General features: G+C 40.5%; 22 protein-coding genes and 2 pseudogenes. 20 read left to right on the top strand and 4 right to left on the bottom strand.

Going from position 1 to position 20610, the window contains the following annotated elements; all coding sequences use genetic code 11:
* Nucleotides 1-80 precede the first annotated feature (80 nt).
* The 6 genes and pseudogenes from AC3WTB_RS05685 to AC3WTB_RS05660 form a co-directional block, all read left to right on the top strand.
* Nucleotides 81-1127 (top strand): annotated as a pseudogene (locus AC3WTB_RS05685) (HAMP domain-containing protein); the annotation flags it as partial.
* A complete protein-coding gene (locus AC3WTB_RS05680; protein ID WP_376765051.1) occupies nt 1122-2072 on the top strand; it encodes a methyl-accepting chemotaxis protein in 951 nt (316 codons plus the stop codon). The pseudogene AC3WTB_RS05685 and the gene AC3WTB_RS05680, both read left to right, overlap by 6 nt.
* A 172-nt stretch (nt 2073-2244) precedes the next feature.
* A pseudogene (locus AC3WTB_RS05675) lies at nt 2245-3282 on the top strand (HAMP domain-containing protein); the annotation flags it as partial.
* Nucleotides 3274-4221 carry a methyl-accepting chemotaxis protein gene (locus tag AC3WTB_RS05670; protein ID WP_376765050.1) on the top strand — a complete coding sequence of 316 codons (948 nt, stop codon included), beginning with the start codon at nt 3274-3276 and terminating at the stop codon, nt 4219-4221. The pseudogene AC3WTB_RS05675 and the gene AC3WTB_RS05670, both read left to right, overlap by 9 nt.
* A gap of 370 nt (nt 4222-4591) precedes the next feature.
* The gene (locus tag AC3WTB_RS05665) at nt 4592-6580 is read left to right on the top strand and encodes a methyl-accepting chemotaxis protein (RefSeq protein WP_492333454.1); all 1989 of its coding nucleotides are present in this window, start codon (nt 4592-4594) and stop codon (nt 6578-6580) included.
* A 90-nt stretch (nt 6581-6670) separates the two neighbouring features.
* Nucleotides 6671-7195, top strand: coding sequence for a type 1 glutamine amidotransferase domain-containing protein (locus AC3WTB_RS05660; RefSeq protein WP_039181039.1), 525 nt, complete (start codon nt 6671-6673; stop codon nt 7193-7195).
* A 72-nt stretch (nt 7196-7267) separates the two neighbouring features.
* Here AC3WTB_RS05660 and AC3WTB_RS05655 read toward each other — a convergent pair whose 3' ends face one another.
* Nucleotides 7268-8260: a Gfo/Idh/MocA family protein gene (locus tag AC3WTB_RS05655; protein ID WP_492333453.1), complete on the bottom strand. Its 993-nt coding sequence runs from the start codon at nt 8258-8260 to the stop codon at nt 7268-7270.
* Nucleotides 8261-8457: 197 nt separating this feature from the next.
* On the opposite strand from AC3WTB_RS05655, the gene AC3WTB_RS05650 reads away from it, so the two are divergent.
* From AC3WTB_RS05650 to AC3WTB_RS05635, 4 genes are all read left to right on the top strand, one after another.
* Nucleotides 8458-8850, top strand: a complete 393-nt coding sequence (locus AC3WTB_RS05650; RefSeq protein ID WP_492333452.1) for a DoxX family protein — start codon at nt 8458-8460, stop codon at nt 8848-8850.
* Between the two features lie 65 nt (nt 8851-8915).
* Nucleotides 8916-10058 carry an AI-2E family transporter gene (locus AC3WTB_RS05645; RefSeq protein ID WP_039181030.1) on the top strand — a complete coding sequence of 381 codons (1143 nt, stop codon included), beginning with the start codon at nt 8916-8918 and terminating at the stop codon, nt 10056-10058.
* A 127-nt stretch (nt 10059-10185) separates the two neighbouring features.
* Nucleotides 10186-11019, top strand: a complete 834-nt coding sequence (locus AC3WTB_RS05640; protein WP_039183288.1) for an undecaprenyl-diphosphate phosphatase — start codon at nt 10186-10188, stop codon at nt 11017-11019.
* Between the two features lie 170 nt (nt 11020-11189).
* Nucleotides 11190-11663: a hypothetical protein gene (locus AC3WTB_RS05635; protein WP_024423274.1), complete on the top strand. Its 474-nt coding sequence runs from the start codon at nt 11190-11192 to the stop codon at nt 11661-11663.
* Between the two features lie 34 nt (nt 11664-11697).
* Here AC3WTB_RS05635 and bioB read toward each other — a convergent pair whose 3' ends face one another.
* From bioB to AC3WTB_RS05620, 3 genes are all read right to left on the bottom strand, one after another.
* Nucleotides 11698-12693, bottom strand: a complete 996-nt coding sequence (gene bioB, locus AC3WTB_RS05630) for a biotin synthase BioB (RefSeq protein WP_144490197.1) — start codon at nt 12691-12693, stop codon at nt 11698-11700.
* Nucleotides 12694-12845: 152 nt separating this feature from the next.
* Nucleotides 12846-13196, bottom strand: a complete 351-nt coding sequence (locus tag AC3WTB_RS05625) for a hypothetical protein (RefSeq protein ID WP_492333451.1) — start codon at nt 13194-13196, stop codon at nt 12846-12848.
* A gap of 237 nt (nt 13197-13433) precedes the next feature.
* Entirely contained in the window at nt 13434-13811 is a 378-nt protein-coding gene (locus AC3WTB_RS05620; RefSeq protein WP_059375849.1) for a helix-turn-helix domain-containing protein, read from the bottom strand.
* Nucleotides 13812-13970: 159 nt separating this feature from the next.
* Between AC3WTB_RS05620 and AC3WTB_RS05615 the strand changes: the two genes are divergently transcribed.
* From AC3WTB_RS05615 to AC3WTB_RS05570, 10 genes are all read left to right on the top strand, one after another.
* Nucleotides 13971-14234, top strand: coding sequence for a helix-turn-helix transcriptional regulator (locus tag AC3WTB_RS05615; protein ID WP_059375848.1), 264 nt, complete (start codon nt 13971-13973; stop codon nt 14232-14234).
* Nucleotides 14231-14383, top strand: a complete 153-nt coding sequence (locus AC3WTB_RS05610) for a hypothetical protein (protein ID WP_180272436.1) — start codon at nt 14231-14233, stop codon at nt 14381-14383. The genes AC3WTB_RS05615 and AC3WTB_RS05610 overlap by 4 nt, the downstream gene beginning before the upstream one ends.
* Nucleotides 14361-14600 carry a YjzJ family protein gene (locus AC3WTB_RS05605; protein WP_099663602.1) on the top strand — a complete coding sequence of 80 codons (240 nt, stop codon included), beginning with the start codon at nt 14361-14363 and terminating at the stop codon, nt 14598-14600. The genes AC3WTB_RS05610 and AC3WTB_RS05605 overlap by 23 nt, the downstream gene beginning before the upstream one ends.
* 50 nt (nt 14601-14650) lie before the next feature.
* Entirely contained in the window at nt 14651-15052 is a 402-nt protein-coding gene (locus tag AC3WTB_RS05600; protein ID WP_059375845.1) for a RusA family crossover junction endodeoxyribonuclease, read from the top strand.
* A gap of 50 nt (nt 15053-15102) precedes the next feature.
* Nucleotides 15103-15255 (top strand): XtrA/YqaO family protein, encoded by a 153-nt coding sequence (locus AC3WTB_RS05595; RefSeq protein WP_371412189.1) that lies wholly within the window; start codon nt 15103-15105, stop codon nt 15253-15255.
* A gap of 127 nt (nt 15256-15382) precedes the next feature.
* On the top strand, nt 15383-15901 hold the full coding sequence (locus AC3WTB_RS05590; protein ID WP_039181011.1) for a sigma-70 family RNA polymerase sigma factor: 519 nt from the start codon (nt 15383-15385) through the stop codon (nt 15899-15901).
* Nucleotides 15902-16052: 151 nt separating this feature from the next.
* Nucleotides 16053-16697 (top strand): phage terminase small subunit, encoded by a 645-nt coding sequence (terS, locus tag AC3WTB_RS05585; protein WP_024423266.1) that lies wholly within the window; start codon nt 16053-16055, stop codon nt 16695-16697.
* 8 nt (nt 16698-16705) lie between these two features.
* Complete coding sequence (locus AC3WTB_RS05580) at nt 16706-18007, top strand: PBSX family phage terminase large subunit (protein ID WP_180272438.1); 1302 nt, start codon at nt 16706-16708, stop codon at nt 18005-18007.
* Nucleotides 18004-19461 (top strand): phage portal protein, encoded by a 1458-nt coding sequence (locus AC3WTB_RS05575; RefSeq protein WP_039181005.1) that lies wholly within the window; start codon nt 18004-18006, stop codon nt 19459-19461. The genes AC3WTB_RS05580 and AC3WTB_RS05575 overlap by 4 nt, the downstream gene beginning before the upstream one ends.
* 38 nt (nt 19462-19499) lie before the next feature.
* The gene (locus tag AC3WTB_RS05570; protein ID WP_126682249.1) at nt 19500-20588 is read left to right on the top strand and encodes an XkdF-like putative serine protease domain-containing protein; all 1089 of its coding nucleotides are present in this window, start codon (nt 19500-19502) and stop codon (nt 20586-20588) included.
* The last annotated feature ends 22 nt before the right edge of the window (nt 20589-20610 follow it).

Raw genomic sequence — 20610 nt, 5'->3', positions numbered from 1 at the left:
TTTTAAACGTCATTTCCAGTCTCTAAAAATACACCTTTCATCCGATATTAACTTTAGAGAAGTAAAGGGGGAAAGTTAAAATGGGAAAAATGATCCAATGGTTCAAAAAACCATCCATTTCAAAAAAATTAATCATTGCCTTCTTGGTAGTTCTTATCCTGCCGACCGTGGCACTGACAATTAGTGCGTTTTTTACATCAAAGACAGAGCTAGACAAACAGATTATGGGCAGTGCGATGAGTCAGGTCAATGCATTTGATACCTTAATCAATGAGAATATTGGAAACAAATCAGATGCTGTGACACTGTTCTCAGATTCACTCAAAGCGTCTAATCTTCAAGAAAAAAATAGAAATGCGACCATTAAAGAATTACAGCAATTTGGAAAAATTAATGAAAAAGATGTTTCTGCGATCTATGCAGGCTCTGAAAAGGGATTGTTTATGCAATACCCAGTTCAAAAGATGCCAGATGGCTACGATCCAAGAGAACGTCCTTGGTATCAAGAGGCATTGAAAGCAGAAAACGGCAAACAAGTCATCACAAAACCATATGTAGCAGCATCCACAGGCAAAATGGTGATCACAATTGCCCAAAAGATGAAAGATGGTTCAGGAGTCATTGGTCTTGATATGGAAATTGACAGCCTGCTCCAAAAACTAAAAGAAATCAAAATTGGGCAAAAAGGCTATGCTTTCATGATGGAGAAAGATCAAACGGTTTTAGCAGATCCAACCCAAAAGTCAGGAAGTCAGGTCAATGAAAATCTGGCCAGTATTATTTATAAAAACAAAGAAGGAAGCGGCAGCTATACCCTCAAAGGAACAGATAAAAAGGTTGCATATGTCACCAATGAATTAACCGGCTGGAAAATTGGTGGAACGATGCTCGTATCTGAAGTAGAAGAAGCGGCAAAGCCCGTTTTCAATACTGCCATTATCGTATTCAGTGTCACACTCATTGTAGCAGGAACCCTTATTTTCTTTATCGTCCGCTCTATTTCAAAAAGATTATCCAATCTTGCCCGTTTCTCGAAAAAAGTCAGCGATGGTGATTTGCGCGATAAGCTGCAGATCCAGTCAGATGACGAAATTGGACAAGTTGGTAAAGGCTTTAATACGATGATTGATTCATTGAGATCCCTCATTGGAGCCGTCCAAACTTCAGTTGAAAATGTCGCATCTTCATCAGAAGAACTGACTGCCAGTGCAGGACAGACAAGTAAAGCAACTGAGCATATTACACTAGCCATTGAACAATTCTCCAGCGGAAATGAAAGCCAAAATGATAAAGTCGAATTGAGCTCAGTCGAGTTAGAGGAAATGAACCGTGGTCTTCAAAATATGAATGAATCGGCTGAATCTATTACGGCTTCATCGATCAAATCAACAGATATCGCAGGAGAAGGCGGACAGCTTGTTGAAAAAACGGCTTCTCAAATGAATGTCATTGATCAGTCCGTGAAAAAAGCAGAGAACGTCATCAGGGCGCTTGAAAATAAATCTAAAAACATTACCCAAATTCTCGGTGTCATCAATGGAATTGCCGATCAAACGAATTTACTTGCACTAAATGCAGCAATTGAGGCAGCAAGAGCTGGTGAATCTGGCAGAGGATTCTCTGTTGTAGCAGAAGAAGTAAGAAAACTTGCGGTTCAATCTGCTAACTCGGCAAAAGAAATTGAGAATTTGATCAATGAAATTGTGCAAGACATCGACGTATCCCAGGAAGTATTCACTGCGGTGAATCGAGAAGTTCAATCAGGCCTAAGCTTCACTGAACAAACGAAAGGAAGCTTCCACAATATTTTCGACATGACAAAAGAAATTTCTAACCAGCTTCAAACAATGAATCAAACCGTTGTCCAGCTTTCAAAAGGCTCTGCACATGTGTCAGAGGCTGTTCGTGAGATCGCAGACGTATCACGTGAAAGCTCAGCAAATATTCAAGACATTGCTGCTTCAGCAGAAGAACAGCTGGCATCAATGGAAGAGATCAGCTCGTCCTCTGCCACACTCTCTTCGATGGCAGAAGAATTACGCGATTTAATTAGCAAGTTTAAAGTTGAATAGACATGAAGAAAAGAGCCTCCAACTAGAGGCTCTTTTTATTTATTGAATAAAAAGAAATGGGTAATTGTGCTTATTTTTTGGGTTTTTTGAACATTATTCCTTGAAAAATAATTCATATTACCTAAGAATAGAAGAGAAAGACCACAAATCATAAATCAAAAGGAGTAGAGTCATGAAAAAAATCAACTTTTTTAAGCACTTTACGATGTCGAAGAAATTAATTACTGCATTTTTAGCGATTCTCCTAGTGCCAATTCTCGTATTGGCTGCATTTTCTTATGAAGTGGCATCAAAGTCTCTTAATGATGAGATTATGTCTAGTGCTGCAAATGGTGTTCAACAATTAAACGAACTCATTAATAAAGATATACAGCCTAAAATTGACATTGTTTCATACTTATCAAAATCGGTTAAAAAGGATGAATTGACTGCTAAAAACAAAGATTTACTCAAAGTGAAATTAGAGCAATTATCGGAAACAGATGACGATGTAGTAGAAGTATTTGTTGCAGATCAAAATGGTAAACTAACTGAATATTCCGAGATACACAAAGATAATGCAAAGAGCGCAAAAAATGAACCATGGTTTCAGCAATCGATGGGAGATAAGAAACTCATTATTTCAGACCCTTTTACAAGTAAGTCATCTGATGACCTGCTCATCACAATATCAGAACAATTAGCGGATGGATCTGGTGTGATTGGGGTGAATGTACGATTAAATACGGTTGTGAAAGATACAAACAGCATCAAAATTGGTCAAGAAGGCTATGCGTTTGTCGCCACCTCAGATCAGCGTTATGTTGCCCATAAAACCGATAAGGCTGGAACAAAGCTGACTGGTGACTTCATCTCGAAACTGTATGATAAAAAAGAAGGCAGCTTTGAATATGAATACAATGGCCAGCCGAAGCAAATGTTTTTTGACACAAATGAAGCAACAGGCTGGAAGGTTGCTGGAACGATGTATGTGAATGAAGTAAAAGAAGCCGCACAGCCAGTGCTCGACTTAACAATGATCATCCTTGCGGCTGCGATTGTCATTGGCGGAATCGCGGTTTATTTTATTATTAAATCGATTCGAAAGCCACTGATAGAGCTCTCTGAATCGGCTGAGAAAATCAGTCAAGGTGATTTGACCCAGCATATTGAAGTTCGTACGCACGATGAAATTGGTAAACTTGCACAAAGCTTTAACGACATGTCAGCAAAGCTGAAACAAGTCATTCAAGCTGTTCAAAATTCGATTGAAAATGTGGCTGCTTCGTCTGAAGAGTTAACGGCAAGTGCAGGACAGACAACTCAAGCGACCGAGCATATCACATCCTCTATTGAACAGTTCTCAAACAGCACTGAACATCAAAATGATATGATCGAAAAAAGCTCAGTCCAGTTAAACGAAATGGATCGCAGCCTATCGCATATGGTCGACACGACCTCTCATATGATGGAATCGTCGATCGAATCGAGCAAAACCGCTCAGGCTGGAGGAGAACTCGTTCAAAAAACAGCAGGTCAAATGCAAACCATTGAGCAGGCAGTAAAAGAAGCAGAGCTTGTCATTGCAGGCTTAGAGCAGAAATCAAAGGATATTACAAATATTCTGGGAGTCATCAACGGTATTGCGGATCAAACGAATCTCCTTGCTTTAAATGCTGCCATCGAAGCTGCACGAGCAGGTGAAGCAGGCAGAGGCTTCTCTGTTGTCGCAGAAGAAGTTCGCAAGCTGGCAGAGCAGTCAGGAAGCTCTTCAAAAGAAATTGAAAGCCTGACGAACGAAATTGTGGAGGAAATAGAAAAATCGCAGAAAATGTTTAAACAAGTAGCAGGGGAAGTACAGTCTGGATTAAACATTACAGATGAAACAAAAGTGAGCTTTGAGAAAATCACTGATAAAACATCAGAAATGACAGAACAAATGAAACAAATGAACGGATCAGCCAAAGAGCTATCACATGGCTCAAATGATATTTCTCATGCGGTGAATCAAATCAAAGAGCTCTCAAGAGAAAGCTCAGCAGGCTTCCAAGATATTGCAGCTTCAGCAGAAGAGCAGCTTGCATCTATGGAAGAGATCAGTTCTTCCTCTGCCACTTTATCTCAGATGGCAGAAGAACTAAGAGAGCTCATTAAACAATTTAAAATGTAAGAGAGTAGCGAAACACCTGACGCCAAAACGTCAGGTGTTTCAGCGTGTAGACAAACCCTCGCATTCGGTGTCAGGTCTGCGCTCCGGTGCTCACGAATGTCAAATTCGCTCCGCTCCTGTGCTCGTCCTTCCTAGGACTGCAAAGGTTTTCTATCACACTGAAAAGAAGACAAAGGGCTAAAATCAAGAACATTTTAGCCCTTTGTCAACAATCTTAAACACCTGACGCCAAAACGTCAGGTGTTTTTCCATTCAATGCATATAAATTGGGTAATTTGGACTTATTTAGACTTTAATAAGTTAAAAAAGTAAAGAACCTAGTAGTACTTCCGATATATATACTATCTTACTAAAAGGAGTTTTCTTTTTTATGAAATTCATACAGTATTTCAGAAAGCCATCTATATCAAAAAAGCTCGTATTCTCTTTCTTATTTATTCTTTTATGCCCAATCATCGTATTGGCATTCTCTTCATATCATACGGCAAGCACCTCCTTAAATGATCAAATTATGCAAAGCGCAAAGGAAAATGTAGAGCAGCTAGATAAAAATATTACGAAGGTTGTAAAAGTGAAAACAGACGCAGCCGATTTCTTTAGCAAATGGATCACGGAGAAAAAGCTCAAGCAAAAAGGCACGACCGATATTCAAGGACGCTTTGAGCAGTTCATGAGTATGAATGATGACACAGAAGGTATTTTTGTCGCTTCAAGTGACGGCAAAGTGTTTTCAAGATATCCTAATCAAAAAATGCCTGCCGATTATGTCGCAACTGAGCGGGATTGGTATAAAGACGGCTGGGCGAAAAACGGCGAGCTGTCTATTTCAGCTCCATATGCAACGGCATCAACCGGTACGCTGGTGGTGACGATTTCTAAAAAACTAGAGGATGGATCAGGCGTCATCGCGATGAACCTAGACATTGCGAATCTAGTAAAAGAGTCCAATAGCATTAACATTGGGAAACAAGGCTATGCTTTTATTGGAAGTCCGGACCGCACATATGTGGCACATCCAAAGAAAAAAGCAGGAACGAAATTATCTGGTGAATGGTTAGAAAAAATGTACTCACAAGATGACGGATCTATGAGTTATATGTTTGAAGGGAAAGAAAAGCAAATGGAGTTCACGACAAACAAGGCGACTGGCTGGAAGATTGTCGGGACGATGTTTGTCAGTGAAGTAGAAGAAGCTGCACAGCCAGTTTTTAATATGGCCGCCATCATTTTAGCCGGCGCGCTTATCATTGGCGGGATTCTGATCTTCTTTATCATCCGTTCCATTACAAAACCACTTTCCACTCTTGTCTCTTCTTCGAAGAAGATCAGTCAGGGAGATTTGACAGAAAAAATTGATGTCCGATCACAAGATGAAATTGGACAGCTTGGCACAAGCTTTAATGAAATGAGTGAGTCTCTAAGAGATGTCATTCAAGCTGTACAAACATCTGTTGAGAATGTCGCTTCATCATCTGAAGAACTGACGGCAAGTGCAGGTCAAACAACAAAAGCAACTGAACATATTACATCGTCTATTGAAACATTCTCAAACGGCAATGAAAATCAAAGTGAAATGGTGGAGCAAAGCGCAGTTCATTTAAAACAAATGAATGAAGGACTGAACGAAGTTGCCGAAACGTCTGATGTCATCACAGCGTCATCTGTTCAATCAAAAACAGTTGCAGAAACAGGCGGTCAACTTGTGGAGCAAACTGTCGGCCAAATGAAGACGATTGACCATTCAGTGAAAGAAGCTGAAGGCGTGATCAACGGACTCGAGCATAAATCAAAAGATATCACAAACATCCTAGGCGTGATTAACGGCATAGCGGATCAAACGAATTTACTTGCACTAAATGCCGCTATTGAAGCAGCACGCGCAGGCGAGTCAGGCAGAGGCTTCTCTGTTGTTGCGGAAGAAGTGCGTAAACTAGCGGTTCAATCATCAGATTCAGCAAAAGAGATTGAAAAGCTTGTGAATGAAATCGTTTCGGAAATTGAAACATCTCAAAATATGTTCAAAGCAGTGAATGAAGAAGTAAAGAACGGTCTTACTATTACAGATCAAACGAAAGAAAGCTTCTCACAAATAAATGAGCAAACAGCGGAAATTGCAGCGAGAATGAATGAAATGAATACAACAGTGCGCGAGCTGTCGAAAGGTTCTGAGCAAATTTCTAAAGCAGTGAATGAAATTGCAGATGTATCAAGAGAGAGTTCAGCAAGCATCCAAGATATCGCAGCTTCAGCAGAAGAACAGCTTGCTTCAATGGAAGAGATTAGTTCTTCATCCACGACTCTTTCCCAAATGGCGGAAGAATTACGCGATTTAATTAAAAAATTCAAGATCAGCGAATAAGGTCAAGTGGTTCTCCTCGAGGGGAACCGCTTTTCTTTTTAAGAGTTCATCTCGTACAATAGAGGAAATTGAAAAAAGAGGAGAGATAGTATGCGTTTATTAGATAAGAAGGTCATTGCGTTTGTCAGTGATGATTTTGAAGATTTAGAGCTGTGGTATCCGGTTCTGCGTTTAAGAGAAGAAGGGGCGACTGTCCATCTTGTAGGTGAAAAAGCAAATCATGAGTACATCGGGAAGTATGGTGTGCCGGCGGTATCTGATGCAGATTTTTATTCCATTCAAGCTGATGATTATGATGCTGTGCTTGTCCCTGGCGGATGGGCGCCTGATAAACTGCGCCGCTATCCAGAAGTATTAGACATCGTCCGTACATTTGATGCGAAGGCAAAACCAATCGGGCAGATTTGCCATGCCGGCTGGGTGCTGATTTCAGCAGGAATCCTGAAAGGCAGACAAGTGACAAGTACACCTGGTATTAAAGATGATATGACAAATGCCGGTGCGGACTGGTTCGATGAGGCGGTCGTCACAGATGGCCACCTCATCTCCAGCAGACGTCCGCCGGACCTTCCGCCGTATGTAAAAGCATTTGCGGATGTGTTAGCGGCAAAATAAGCGACTGACATGAAACGTAAAAAACAAAGGGCGAATTCAAAAATAATTCGCCCTTGTTCATCATTTCATGACCTATACATTTTGTCTGTCGGCAGGATACATCACGCCCATTTGTCTTCTTGCTTCGTCCATGACGGACATGGTTTGAACAGATAACGCAAATGTATTGACCGGAGACTGCCCCATTCCCTGCTGAATACACTCAATAAAATGTTTGATTTCATAAGACATAGCTGGCTGATCATCTTTGAGCGAGATGTCAGTTTGATGTCCATCACGGTCATGTATCGTGATTCGTGAAGGCCGGTGGAATTGATCAATCACCATCGTGGCATCCTCGCCTTGAATTTCAGCGGATAAATGAGACGTTGAAATTTTAGAATGAAAAAGAAGTGCTTGATGCCCGTCATACTGTAAAAGGACTGAACCATTTCCATCCACACCAGAAGAAAGCTTATAGCCTCTCGCGGTGATTTGATTCGGCAGACCAAATAAGGATATGACTGGGTAAACGAGGTATACCCCGATATCCATTAACGAACCATTGGATAACTCCGGTTTAAAGGCATTTGGAAGCTCGCCGTTTCGATAGGCATCGTATCTTGAGGAATATTTACAGTAATGCGCGACCACTTGCCTGATAGGTCCAAGCTGATCAAGGTGCTGTTTGATTTGCAGAAAGTTTGGCAGAAATGTCGTTTTCATCGCTTCCATCAAACACACTTGATGTTTTTTTGCTGCGGCAATCATTTCTTCCACTTCTTTTCGATGAGAGGCGAATGGTTTTTCGCATAAAACATGCTTTTGATGCTCCATCATCAACATGGCTTGCTCTTTATGAAGGGCATTTGGACTCGCAATATACACGGCATCGAACGTATCACTTTCCGCCATTTGTTGTAAGTTCGTAAAAACCGTCTCAATCCCGTATTTTTCGGCAAAGGCCTGTCCTTTTTCAGCGGATCGTGAATAGACGGCTGTACATGTAAAGTCAGCGATTCCTTCACCAGCTTGTAAGAACCGATCTGTAATCCAGTTCGTTCCGATGACAGCAAATCGAATCATGTGATTCCCTCCTTCTGCTTTCCTCTGATTATACATGCTTTGAAAGCGTTTGTATGAAAGAATATTCTTTTTATTGAAAAGCGGATGAAACCTTTATATAGGCTGATGCGTCTTACATAAAGGATATAAATGTACGAAAAGTGGGTAGTTTCTTCCTTCTTCGGGTAATACTCAGGATAGAAGGGAGAGGAGGAAACATGAAGCGCGTCCTGCATATAGGAAGTACATACACCTTTGCGCTTTTATTCATAGTTGCTGGTATTTTTCATGTAATAGAGCCGGGCGGCTTTGCTCGCATGATGCCAGGCTGGCCATTTCCATATGTAATGGTCTATGTGACTGCATGTCTTGAATGGCTGCTGGCCGTGCTGCTGCTTTTGCCGAATCCTAGATTTGCAGCGGCAAAATTCATTGCTGTCTATCTTGTACTCATTTTCCCGGCAAACTTATTTGCTGCACGTGAGGGAATACCATTTCCAGGTCAAGAAAATACAGAACAAGCTTTGCTATGGATAAGACTTATTGGACAGCCGATTCTCATTATATGGGCGATGTCTATTGCAAAATGGGAAAAAAAGCTGAAACAATGATCACCATATCATGATCAAGTAGTGTACAATTTACTCATAAAATAGCCCGTGTTTGGAGGAACGATATGAATTCTATGCAAATGTGGAGCAGTCGATTTAGAAAATTTTTTCTTGATAACAAGTTTGTTCTCTTTTTACTCGTCCTGCTATTAATCGGATTGAATATCCTTGTTTTCATGAAAACATCATTTATTTTCACACCGCTCATTGTACTCGTCAAAACCATTGCCTTACCGATTATTTTAACGGGGGTCGTGTATTATTTATTAAATCCAATTGTCAACTTGTTAGAGAAAGCAAGAATCAAGCGGATCTATTCCATTTTGCTTTTATATCTTGTCATTATTGGGATTATTACAGTGACCATCGTGTCTATTATTCCTTTTTTACAAGCTCAAACCATGAGTCTATTTCATAATCTTCCGAAATACGTCGATACAGTAGAAGAACAAATTAGACAATTAACGGGAAGTAACTTTATTAATCAAGTGCAAAAAACGATGAACTTTAATGTGTCTGAATTGGTAAGTAAAGCATCTAGTCAAGCGACGAAGATTTTGGAAAGCACCTTTACCGGTGTAGGAACATTCTTAGGGGCGCTCACAGAAGTTATCATCTCGATCGTGACGGTGCCGTTCATTCTGTTTTATCTATTAAAAGACGGCAAAAAGCTGCCTGACTATTTCTTGAAATTCATTCCAAATAAAATGAGAGAACATACACATATCGTGCTTCACGAAATGAACCACCGGCTGAGCTCGTATATTCGCGGACAGATTATTGTCAGCTTCTGTATCGGTGTTCTTCTGTTAATCGGTTATATGATCATTGGACTTGACTATGCGTTGCTGCTTGCTATCATTGCGGCATGTACAAGCGTAGTACCTTACCTTGGGCCAACAATTGCGATTACACCAGCGATTGTGATTGCACTTGTGACGTCACCAGTGATGCTTTTAAAACTCATTATTGTCTGGACAGTGGTTCAGCTCATTGAAGGTAAATTTATTTCGCCTCAGGTGATGGGGAAAAACCTTCATATTCACCCAATTACGATTATTTTTGTTCTATTAACAGCTGGTAAATTGTTCAGCGTCATCGGCATCATTGTCGCTATTCCGACGTATGCCGTTCTGAAGGTTATCACAACCCACCTGTTTGATTGGTTTAAAATGCGGTCCAATTTGTATAAAGAAGAAAAGGTTTGATGTCATAATCTTTTTTTGAAAAAAATATAGTATCATAAAGACGAGCTTTCGATAAAGGAAGCTTGTCTTTATGTGGACATAGATGTTTGGCGTGTTCAAAAGATCAGAATTGAAAGGAAAGAAAATCATGAATCTATGGGATTTATTCGTGGCACTGGTTTTAGGAATTGTCGAAGGATTAACAGAGTACGCACCTGTTTCATCTACAGGTCACATGATCATTGTCGATGATCTTTGGCTAAAATCAAAGGAAATTATTACGCCAGAAGCGGCTAATACATTTAAAGTCGTGATTCAGTTAGGCTCTATTTTAGCTGTCATGATCGTGTTTAAAGATCGTATTTTAAACTTATTGGGCTTAAAGAAAAATATCACCGAAGAACAAAAGCGCAGCGGGCATAAGCTGACCATCGCCCAAATTGCTGTTGGACTTGTTCCAGCCGTCATTTTAGGATTCTTATTTGAAGATTATATTGATAAATACTTATTTGACGTCAGAACGGTCGCTGTCGGTTTGATTTTAGGGGCAGTGCTGATGCTTGTCGCTGACTGGATCAATAAACGGAAAACAGAAACAAGCTCTGTCGATAACATGACGTACAGACAGGCGCTTTATATTGGACTGTTTCAATGTTTGGCATTATGGCCAGGCTTCTCGCGCTCAGGTTCGACGATCGCAGGCGGGGTTATTCTTGGTTTGAATCACCGTGCTGCGGCAGACTTTACATTTATCATGGCGATGCCAATTATGGCGGGAGCAAGCTTGTTAACCCTTGTGAAAAATGCTGAATATTTAACAACAGACATGCTGCCATTCTTTATCGTCGGCTTTGTGAGTGCGTTTGTTGTGGCTCTCTTTGTTGTTCGATTCTTCCTAAAACTGATCAATAAAATCAAACTGGTGCCTTTTGCGATATACCGAATTATCCTAGGTGTGATTTTATTTATCCTGTTCATGTAATATGTAAACTACTCTTTATAAAAGAGTAGTTTTTTTGTTATTTCGCCTAATTAAACAGTAAAAACACCCTCTTAATTGGTAGAATAAGAATTTTTTTCATAAATTAGTGTTTAAGAGACAGAGAAAGGGGTAGTACATAAACATACCAATTAAAGGAGGAGTTAGAAAATATGAGAAAAACAAGTAAAATGTTTGTTGGTTCTGTCATCGCCACGTCAATGATTGCTGCCCCTCTATCTCTTACGACTTTTGGTCAAACGGCTGAAGCTGCTACAACAACAGGTGTTGATGGAAGTGTCTCAATTGATCCAGTAGCCATTGCCGATAAAATTGAACAAGCAGTAAAATCATCTCAAAATCGTGATGGATTCGTAAAAAACGCGGCATACAGTGCGTTCTATGAAGCAGGTCAAAACTACAACGTAGTTGTCCAAAATTTAAGCCAAGATCACGACTTTAGCGGTCTGAACAATGTTGTCTACTATGATAGTGTTGAATATGACGGTATTACGTTTGGTATTTGGGTATTTGAAGATGGTACGTTTGTCAACAATGGTGACGGTGGATATATTAACTGGACGTTTGTTGGCAGCTTTGACCGAGAAGATGGAAGCGGAACTGTCGATTTTCATAAAAGATTCTAATCTTAGAAGTCTGCCGGTGAATCGGCAGACTTTTTTATAACGCACATTCTTCTATTTCAAACCCTAAATCTTCAATGATGTGATGATCCGTTTGAACTTGCTGGCCTTTTGTTGTTAAATAATCACCAACGAAAATCGAATTTGCCGCATAAAGTGCGAGTGGCTGGAGTGTCCGTAAATTAAACTCTCTGCCTCCGGATACCCGAATTTCCTTTGTTGGATTGACAAATCTCATCATTGCCAGCACTTTCAATGCTTTGATCGGATGTGTCCGTTCTTGATGCTCAAGCGGTGTTCCTTCAATGGCATGAAGAAAGTTGACTGGAATTGAATCCGCATCAAGTGCTCTAAGCGCAAAAGCCATTTCAACGATTTGCTGATTGGTTTCACCCATTCCAATAATGACCCCTGAGCAAGGTGACATGCCAGACTGTTTGACCTGCTCAATGGTCGACACGCGGTCATCGTATGTATGAGTTGTCGTAATGTGATCATGATGATCGTGATGTGTATTGATATTGTGATTATACCGATGAACACCCGCTTCCTTCAGCCGCTTCGCTTTGTCTTCATTTAATAACCCAAGACAGGCACACACCTTCAAAGGCATCGTTTCAGTGATTTCCTTTACTGCTGCTGTAACTTCATCTAATTCCCTATGAGAAGGCGCTCTCCCGCTTGCCACAATACAATAAGTCCCGGCTTTTCTTTTGAGAGCCTCACGCGCCCCTGCCACAATGGTTTTTTGATCAAGCATTGTATATCTTTCAACCGGTGCTTTTGAAATCATCGACTGTGAACAATATCCACAGTTCTCAGGGCAATATCCACTTTTTGCGTTGAAAATCATATTTAATTTCACCTTTTTTTGAAAAAAATGAAATCGTACTTGATAGGCTGCATGCATAATAGGTAACAATTCACTATCGTCAGCTTCAAGAATGTCTAAAGCCTCTTGCACCGTAATCGGTTCATTTTTCATGGCCTTCTCCGCTATCGCTTCCCAAGATAAAGACAGTTGCTCTTTCATCATTAATGCCTCCCTTATTATGTTAACTTATTTTTATTGAAAGTTAACATAATGGAGAGGTGTTGGCAATCACGAATCAAATGAAACCAACTTTAAACATCAAAAGGCGATGACTCCATGTCATCGCCTTCAGATATGTAAAGCTAGATTGCTTATCGAACCGTAATATAGTTAATGACAAGCTCGCCTTGTGAATTATAGTAAGAAACGGTTACTGAACCGCGTTGTACGGCACGAATCCAAGTGAAGTTTGGAGCCGTTTGATCTAATTGAATCGCATACGTTGCACCCGACACAGAAATTTGGCTTGCTGGAAGAGAGACGGCGATTGAAGAACCTACAGAAAGCGTACGGTTCACTGTAATTACTTTATTCATAATAGGAGCTTTTGCTATGACTGGTTCTTTTGGCTGTGCAGCTGCATGAGCACCTTCAGTTTGGGAGAACGTAAGAGCACCTAAAGCAGCTAAAGACAATGTACAGACTTTCATGATTTTTTTCATCGGTAACACTCCTTTTTTTGGTATATACATATATTAATATTAATAGAATTATATGTCAATTGAAATGTGTGAAAAAAGAGTAATTATGGTGAAAATTGTCACATATTATGTCGGGAAAGACATATATTTAAAAAAACACATGATTTTTTATTCATATGCTCTTTCTTTTTTAAGGGAAAAAAGAGGTATAAAAAAAGCTGGGTTCATCCCAGCAACGTAAAGCAGATGAAAGAGTGATTACTGGTCGTCTCGCTGTTTTGGCTGACGGCCTTTTTGCTTCTCTTTCTCTCTAATGTAGTTAATAAAATCGATGGTTTGTCTTCGTGCTTCTTCGGAAAAATCTGAGGCGGCTTTAAACGCAATTTGCAAATCAGGATCGTCTGCAAGATCGTCATCGTGTCTGCCTTTGTCCTTACCTGTGAGAAGATAATCGGTTGAGACCCCATATAACTCAGCAATTTTCACAATCATTTCACCGTCGGGCTTTCTCAAGCCATATTCCCAGTTTGCATAAGTGGACATCGCCTTTAATCCGAGTTTTTTAGCAACTGTTGACTTGCTCCATCCATGCTTCTCTCTTAATTCAGTTAAAATCTTCCCAGTCAAATTATCCATCAGAAACACCTTTTTTCATGTTATGAGTAAATTTTATCATGAATTACACGGAAAAGATAAATAAATACACAAAAAGAATAAAAATATGGTTGACTTACTCGTTTTGTGTATATTATCATAATGAATATAACTTACACATATTGAGTAAGAGGTGGAAAGATGAAACTTGAAAATTTACGAGAAGAGCGCATATTGCAAGGAAAAACACAAACCTATATGGCGAAAAAATTAGGTTATAAGTACACAAGCGGCTATGCGAATATAGAGATGGGCAGAACGAAGCCAAGCTTAGAAATAGCAAAGCATATTGCAGATCTGCTAAATACCGGTGTTCAAGAGCTTTTTTTTGGTCAGAAGTTACACAATAAGAGTAATTATCTAGAAGAAGATCAGTTCTTAGAAAAGGAGAGACGAGCAGAATGAATATTGAACATCCAATGGTGACACAGATGAGTAACTTTGGTTATCCAAAAAGCTACTGGTCATATGACATGAAACGATATGGATACCAAACAGAAATTGATGACAGTTTGGAGGGATCTGAAGAAGATGAGACATCAGCTGATGTTTGATGCTAGAAAAGAAGCGCAGCTTTGTTTAGACCAAGCTGGCGGCTGGATCGCCTTTTTTCAACAGAAACCGATGTTTGTTTTTGCCACAGCAGAAGAGAAAGAGACATATATGACCCTCCTGAAAGCTAAATCGATGACAATAAAGGAGGAATCAGGGCGACGTGAAACGATGGAAGCAAATCATGACATTTTTGAAATGCTTGCTCAAAGCGAGTAAAAACGAACAAGACATCCGCCAGTGGGCAGAGGATGACGGGAGATCATAACATGGTCATCCATTTAATCATTGAACATGAACATTTGTTAACAAAAGAGACATTGATGAAAAGAATACGATCGGCTGCAAAAGTACAATGCCCGCAAAAATTAGAAGGCGCACTATCACTTGAAATTCGTTTATTTGATCACATGCCGCTTAACATTGCTGACTGCCAAAAAAAGCGTACATACGCAGAAAAAGGGTTGATACGCCCGATACATGTCAGCATCTTACAGCCAAGTCTACAGCATATTCAAGAAGCACTTCATTCTATAGCTGATCAAGTCCCTCTGCAGATTGTCGATTTAAGAGTTTCCCAGTTTTATAGTATGTGTGAAAGAGTTGAAATCATTATCAATACGGTAGGTAGTGGCACGAGGCCATCACCAAAAAAGGAGACAAGCATATGAACGAGCCAAAACAACTATTCATTCAAGATAACCAAACATTTGTCGGTGAGATGGAAAAAGGAAAAATTCAAGTCATCGTGTTAGATGGAAATGTAGGAACGGCTTATCAAATGGATGTACCTGAACATGGAAAAACCATTATTCAAACGGCAAAAGGTCATTTTGCAAGAGTAGATCACGAGATTGGTTTTAAAATCAGCTAACTGACTAAACACATCAAATCATAATACGTCCAAGACGGAAAGCCTGCGGACACTGATCAAGACCCTGTTAAAAGGGGACCTGATTGGTGTCCGTTTTTTATTTTCTTAAAAAAGGGAGAGAGCGAATATGCAAGATTTACTCATTGAATATAAAAGAGCCTTAAAGAATGCTAGAAAACAATATGAACCATTTAAAGAAAAAGAAGAACATCAGCTGTCCGTTCAAGACAAGCATGATAAAAAAATGATCGCCAGTATGGTGAGCGATCTAGAATACGTAGTAGAATGGCTACAAATCGGAAGAGAGCCAGGTGCGCGCAGAGGGTTAGACAGACGTTCAGTCTATCAGCGAACCATTCTTGCAAATCCAGAAGTGTTAGAGGCTTTATCACATGAATATACCCTTATTCAAGAGAAAGAAAGAGAAGTCAGTGAGAGAGACAAAAAACGAATTGATGAAGCTTTGTCTGTTTTAACAGATCGAGAAAAGGATGTATTCTTTATGCACACAACACAAGGATTATCGTTTAGCGAGATTGCGGTCATGCTGGATGTCAAAAAAGGAACTGTGCAAAAACATATGGAAAGAGCGCGGACGAAGATGTCCAAAAAAGTACAAGAACGCCTATTCAGAGCTGCTGAATAGGCGTTTTTTCTATCCAAAATAAATCAGCTAAAGCTTGTCTTACAGTTGCCACCTATAGTTAGAAAGACCAAACGAATGTTTGCTAGCCCTACACAAATGATTCCTTCAAAGGGAATCATTCGAATTAAAAGGAGGCGGCAGGTGAATGTAAATGAAAGATAAACGGATAGAGGCCAAGCAGGATTATATGAAGGGGATGACGTACCAGCAAATTGCTGATCATTACAATGTCTCGATCCATACCGTCAAATCGTGGAAAAGGCGATACGGATGGCAAAGACAAAAAACTTCGTCAAAGCAAGCACACTCAATCTTCAATCAATTTCTTTCAGATGAAACGATTGAAATCATGGAGAAAATGGATGGACGCACATCGCTTGATTTAATCTGGGATCAAATTCAAATTCAATATGCAGCCATTATTCGGGCGCAGCGAATCATGTATGTAGCAGATCAAGAGGACATGATCAAAGAGTTGAAAAAGGCGGCATACATGCCTTCTTCATTAGAAGAAACAGGAGAAGGCATTCAGCCAGAACTAGACATCACCTCAGAAGAATATTCGTTTCAATTTTCATGGGATCGGCATGCGACGTTTCTAAATGCACAATCCCGTGCAATGGGTGAACTCAGGCGTTTAATAAAACAGTTTGAAGAGCTCGCACATGCGAAGGATGAACGAAGATTAAGGCTGAAACAAATTGAACTGACGATCGAAAAAACAAAAAAAGCAGTGCGTGAAGAAAAAGAGGAAGATCTTCAAATCATGATCAAGCGAAAAGAGGACGACTCATGACGCCATTGATTGAAAAAGAAGTCAATCCTCACTTTGAACACTTTCTATTCGATTGGAATCAAAAGTTTCAATTTTTAGTTGGAGGCTATGGCTCCTCTAAAAGCTATCACATTGCTTTAAAGCTCGTCTTAAAGCTGCTGGAAGAAAAGCGGACAGCACTTGTCATTCGAGACGTGTATGATACGCACCGCGAATCAACCTTTTCTTTATTACAAGAGATCGTCAGCGACCTCGGCATCGACCATGTGGTGAAGTGCCGAAGTTCGCCGCTTGCACTGACGTTTCGAAACGGCAGCAGCATCTTATTTAAAGGGCTGGACAAACCTGAAAAATTGAAATCAATCAACAACATCTCGATCATTTGGATTGAGGAATGTTCAGAGGTTTCTTATGAAGGATTTAAAGAGCTGCTTGGAAGGCTAAGGCATCCATCCTTACCGCTTTATATGATGTTATCGACCAATCCTGTTGGTCAGGATAATTGGACGTATAGACATTTTTTTCGAGATGAACAGCTGAAGCGTTTTGTTTTAGATGATGAAACCTTATACAAAAAGCGAACCGTTGTTATCAAGGATACGTATTACCATCACTCCACGGCAGAAGATAATCTATTCCTTCCTAAAAGCTACGTGAAGCAGCTGGATGAGCTGAAAGAGTATGATCCAGACCTCTATCGCATTGCGAGGAAGGGATATTTCGGCATTAATGGCACAAAGGTTTTTCCTCAGTTTGAGGTGAGAAGCCATTCTGATGTATTAGAAGCCATTCAGCAGATTGACAGACCGCTGAAACGAGCAGGCATGGATTTTGGATTTGTTGAATCATACAATGCGCTCATTCGGCTAGCTGTCGATCATGAAAAAAAGTACTTATATATTTATTGGGAATATTACGACCGCGGGAAAACAGATGATGAAACAGCCCTTGACTTGAAAGAGTTCATTGAATCAAAAGAACTGATTAAAGCCGATGCAGCCGAACCTAAAACCATTCACTATTTTCGGCAGCGCGGCTTTCAAATGGTGGCGGCACATAAGTTCCAAGGCTCACGTTTACAGTATACAAAAAAGATCAAACGGTTTAAGAAAATTATTTGTTCTGATGCATGTCCATATACCATCTATGAACTTCAATCACTAACCTATAAGGCAGATAAGGATGGACGTCTAGAGGAAGATGAATTTCAAATCGATCCACACACATTATCAGCCATCTGGTATGCGCTGGATGATTATGAAGTGACAGATTTGAAACAGACTGCCTCGGAGCGTGTCCGTCCAAACAGAGAGAGGAGGTCCATACAATGAAACAATTGAAAGCAACCATTATGAAGGCAAACATGTCTGATCATACAAAACAAATGTATGCAGATGAATTTTCCTACGAAAAGGATGACATTGTTCCCCCGCCTTACAATATTAATGAATTAAAAAGTATGGCAGAATATTCAACCATTCTTCAGCAATGTATTGATGCGTATAAGACCAATATTTTAGGCTTTGGTTTTGGTGTAGAATATGCCTTTGACTTTAATGCAGAAGGCGTGAAACCGGCAAAAAAGAAGGCAGCAGAGAAGGAATGGACAAGACTTGAAGAGTTTACGAAATACATGAACTATGATGAGTCTGCTGATGTGGTGCTTGGCTATGTCATCGAAGACCGGGAGAAAACAGGGAATGGTTTTTTAGAAGTTCTCCGAGATGGCCAGGGAAAGCCGGCAGGAATCGAGTATTTAGATGCGCTCCATATCCGCATTTGCAAGCTGAGTGAGCCAGTCGACGTCGAGTTTCGGTATACAGAAAACGGCGAATTGAAAACAATGAATCGAAAGAAGCGATTCCGTAAATATGTGCAGGTGATCAATGAAAAGAAAGTCTTCTTCAAGGAGTATGGTGATCCCCGCATTTTACATTGTGAAACAGGCAAATACGATGACACCACCCCAGAGCCGCTGCGTGCAACAGAAGTGATTCATTTTAAAATCGGCAGTGGAACGTATGGGATTCCCCGCTGGATTGGCAACATCGTCAATATGTATGGGGCACGCAAGGCAGAAGAACTGAACTACCTTTATTTTAAACAAGGGCGGCACGTACCTGGTGCCATCATTGTCGAAAATGGAATGCTGTCTGAGTCATCCTATCAGCAGCTTCAAGATTATATGGACGATATTGAAGGCTCTGATCATGCACATAAGTTTCTATTGCTTGAAGTCGAAGGTCTCCCGACGGAAAAAGGGTTAACTGGAGAAGAAGATGTTTCAAATGTCAAAGTGAACTTCAAATCCTTAGCAGAGATCTTGCAAGAAGATGCACTCTTTTTAGAATACGATGAAAAAACAAGAAACAAAATCCGCTCTGCTTTTCGACTGCCGCCTATTTATACAGGTGAGTCTCAAGACTATAACAAAGCGACAGCCGATACGGCGCGGAAAACAACAGAAGAACAGGTATTTCAGCCTGAACGGCATCTCATCACAGGGAAACTCAATACCCTTTTCCTGCCGGATCTTGATATTTGGCATGTCCGTTTCCTATTAAATGGTCCTGACTTTAGAGACCCATTAGAGATTGCCAAGGTTCTGACACCATTTATTCAGGCTGGGGCAGTGTCACCAAACGATTTGCGAGATCTGGCGGGACGTATCCTTGGGAAAACGTTAGAGGAATGGCCGGAGGATCTCTATCACAGACCTTTAGAAAGCCGCATGACATCAGCTGAACAACAGCCTCAACGAGAGCCAGATCAGTTGAAAGAATAAACCGAAGCGCGTGCGCTTTTTTGAAAGGGGGTGAACATATGCCAAGAGAATTAAAAAACGCAAAAATTACGCATGTTTCCTACGTGGACAGAGCCGCAAACAAAAAGAAATTCTTTTTGATGAAGGCAAAGAAAAGCCAGCCTGACTTTCAAAAAGAGGTGAGTGTGCTGACAAAGGCAGAAGATGCTCATCGCCTTGTGTATGGTGTCGTGTATGAACCGAATACACCTGATGCACACCAAGACTTTATGTCTGCCAAAGAAATTGAAAGAGCAGCACATGGTTTTATGCAAGATGCCCGCCACATTGACAAGCAGCATGATTTTCAACATGGTGTTGGAGAAGTGGTTGAATCATACATTGCACCAGCTGATTTTGAAGTAGGCGGTGAGCTGATTCGAAAAGGATCTTGGGTGCTTGTAACAAAGGCTTCTCAAGAGATTTGGGATCAAATTCAGAAAGGTCACATTACAGGATATTCAATGGCAGGAACGGCGGACATCGTAGCAATAGAAGAACAAGATCAGCTCCTATCTCAAAGCACGAATGAGAGAGGGCTTTTTTCTTTGCTGAAAAATTTCTTTTTGAAAGAGGAAGGTGCAAACATGTCACAACAATTTTGGAGCGTTTTAGACCACCTGCTGGAAACCTTACAGTCAAGTGATGGTGATGAGGCGGGTGTAAGATCAGCGCTTGAGCAATTGCTGCCAATCGTGCAGGAGATTTTGAAGACAGAAGATGTGCTTCAAACGATTGGTGAAAGGCCAGCCTCCGTACAAAAACAAGACGCCGCTTTGACGACGGAGCAAGTACGAGAGCTTGAAAAAGCAAAAATGGCCATCGAAAACGTCTTACAGCATGCTGAACAGCAGGAAACAGATCAAACTGGAGAAGAACCTGTCCAAAAGGTGCTTGAGCAAGCCGTAGCACCAATTCGTCATCAGCTTTCTTCTTTAGAGAAATCAGCCAGCAGAGAAAAAGCTGCGCTTGAGCAAGTGCTTCAGCAGCAGCTTTTGCCTATTTCAGAGCGGATTCACATGCTTGAAAAAGCGCGCGGCATGTCAAAACAAACAATCCACGATACACAAAACGACAGTACAAAGCCCATATGGGATGGCTTACTATAAGCCTAAATAAGGAGGAAATAGT

The organism is Bacillus sp. EB106-04-04-XG123, from assembly GCF_058791855.1.
Note: the sequence above shows the minus strand (reverse complement) of the source record. Positions and strands in the feature narration are given on the sequence as shown.

Bases quoted from the DNA above. Each gene is read 5' to 3' on its own strand.
- AC3WTB_RS05680 (WP_376765051.1), top strand. From the start codon at position 1,122: ATGATTGATTCATTGAGATCCCTCATTGGAGCCGTCCAAACTTCAGTT.
- AC3WTB_RS05670 (WP_376765050.1), top strand. From the start codon at position 3,274: ATGTCAGCAAAGCTGAAACAAGTCATTCAAGCTGTTCAAAATTCGATT.
- AC3WTB_RS05665 (WP_492333454.1), top strand. From the start codon at position 4,592: ATGAAATTCATACAGTATTTCAGAAAGCCATCTATATCAAAAAAGCTC.
- AC3WTB_RS05660 (WP_039181039.1), top strand. From the start codon at position 6,671: ATGCGTTTATTAGATAAGAAGGTCATTGCGTTTGTCAGTGATGATTTT.
- AC3WTB_RS05655 (WP_492333453.1), bottom strand. From the start codon at position 8,260: ATGATTCGATTTGCTGTCATCGGAACGAACTGGATTACAGATCGGTTC.
- AC3WTB_RS05650 (WP_492333452.1), top strand. From the start codon at position 8,458: ATGAAGCGCGTCCTGCATATAGGAAGTACATACACCTTTGCGCTTTTA.
- AC3WTB_RS05645 (WP_039181030.1), top strand. From the start codon at position 8,916: ATGAATTCTATGCAAATGTGGAGCAGTCGATTTAGAAAATTTTTTCTT.
- AC3WTB_RS05640 (WP_039183288.1), top strand. From the start codon at position 10,186: ATGAATCTATGGGATTTATTCGTGGCACTGGTTTTAGGAATTGTCGAA.
- AC3WTB_RS05635 (WP_024423274.1), top strand. From the start codon at position 11,190: ATGAGAAAAACAAGTAAAATGTTTGTTGGTTCTGTCATCGCCACGTCA.
- bioB (WP_144490197.1), bottom strand. From the start codon at position 12,693: ATGAAAGAGCAACTGTCTTTATCTTGGGAAGCGATAGCGGAGAAGGCC.
- AC3WTB_RS05625 (WP_492333451.1), bottom strand. From the start codon at position 13,196: ATGAAAAAAATCATGAAAGTCTGTACATTGTCTTTAGCTGCTTTAGGT.
- AC3WTB_RS05620 (WP_059375849.1), bottom strand. From the start codon at position 13,811: ATGGATAATTTGACTGGGAAGATTTTAACTGAATTAAGAGAGAAGCAT.
- AC3WTB_RS05615 (WP_059375848.1), top strand. From the start codon at position 13,971: ATGAAACTTGAAAATTTACGAGAAGAGCGCATATTGCAAGGAAAAACA.
- AC3WTB_RS05610 (WP_180272436.1), top strand. From the start codon at position 14,231: ATGAATATTGAACATCCAATGGTGACACAGATGAGTAACTTTGGTTAT.
- AC3WTB_RS05605 (WP_099663602.1), top strand. From the start codon at position 14,361: ATGAGACATCAGCTGATGTTTGATGCTAGAAAAGAAGCGCAGCTTTGT.
- AC3WTB_RS05600 (WP_059375845.1), top strand. From the start codon at position 14,651: ATGGTCATCCATTTAATCATTGAACATGAACATTTGTTAACAAAAGAG.
- AC3WTB_RS05595 (WP_371412189.1), top strand. From the start codon at position 15,103: ATGGAAAAAGGAAAAATTCAAGTCATCGTGTTAGATGGAAATGTAGGA.
- AC3WTB_RS05590 (WP_039181011.1), top strand. From the start codon at position 15,383: ATGCAAGATTTACTCATTGAATATAAAAGAGCCTTAAAGAATGCTAGA.
- terS (WP_024423266.1), top strand. From the start codon at position 16,053: ATGAAAGATAAACGGATAGAGGCCAAGCAGGATTATATGAAGGGGATG.
- AC3WTB_RS05575 (WP_039181005.1), top strand. From the start codon at position 18,004: ATGAAACAATTGAAAGCAACCATTATGAAGGCAAACATGTCTGATCAT.
- AC3WTB_RS05570 (WP_126682249.1), top strand. From the start codon at position 19,500: ATGCCAAGAGAATTAAAAAACGCAAAAATTACGCATGTTTCCTACGTG.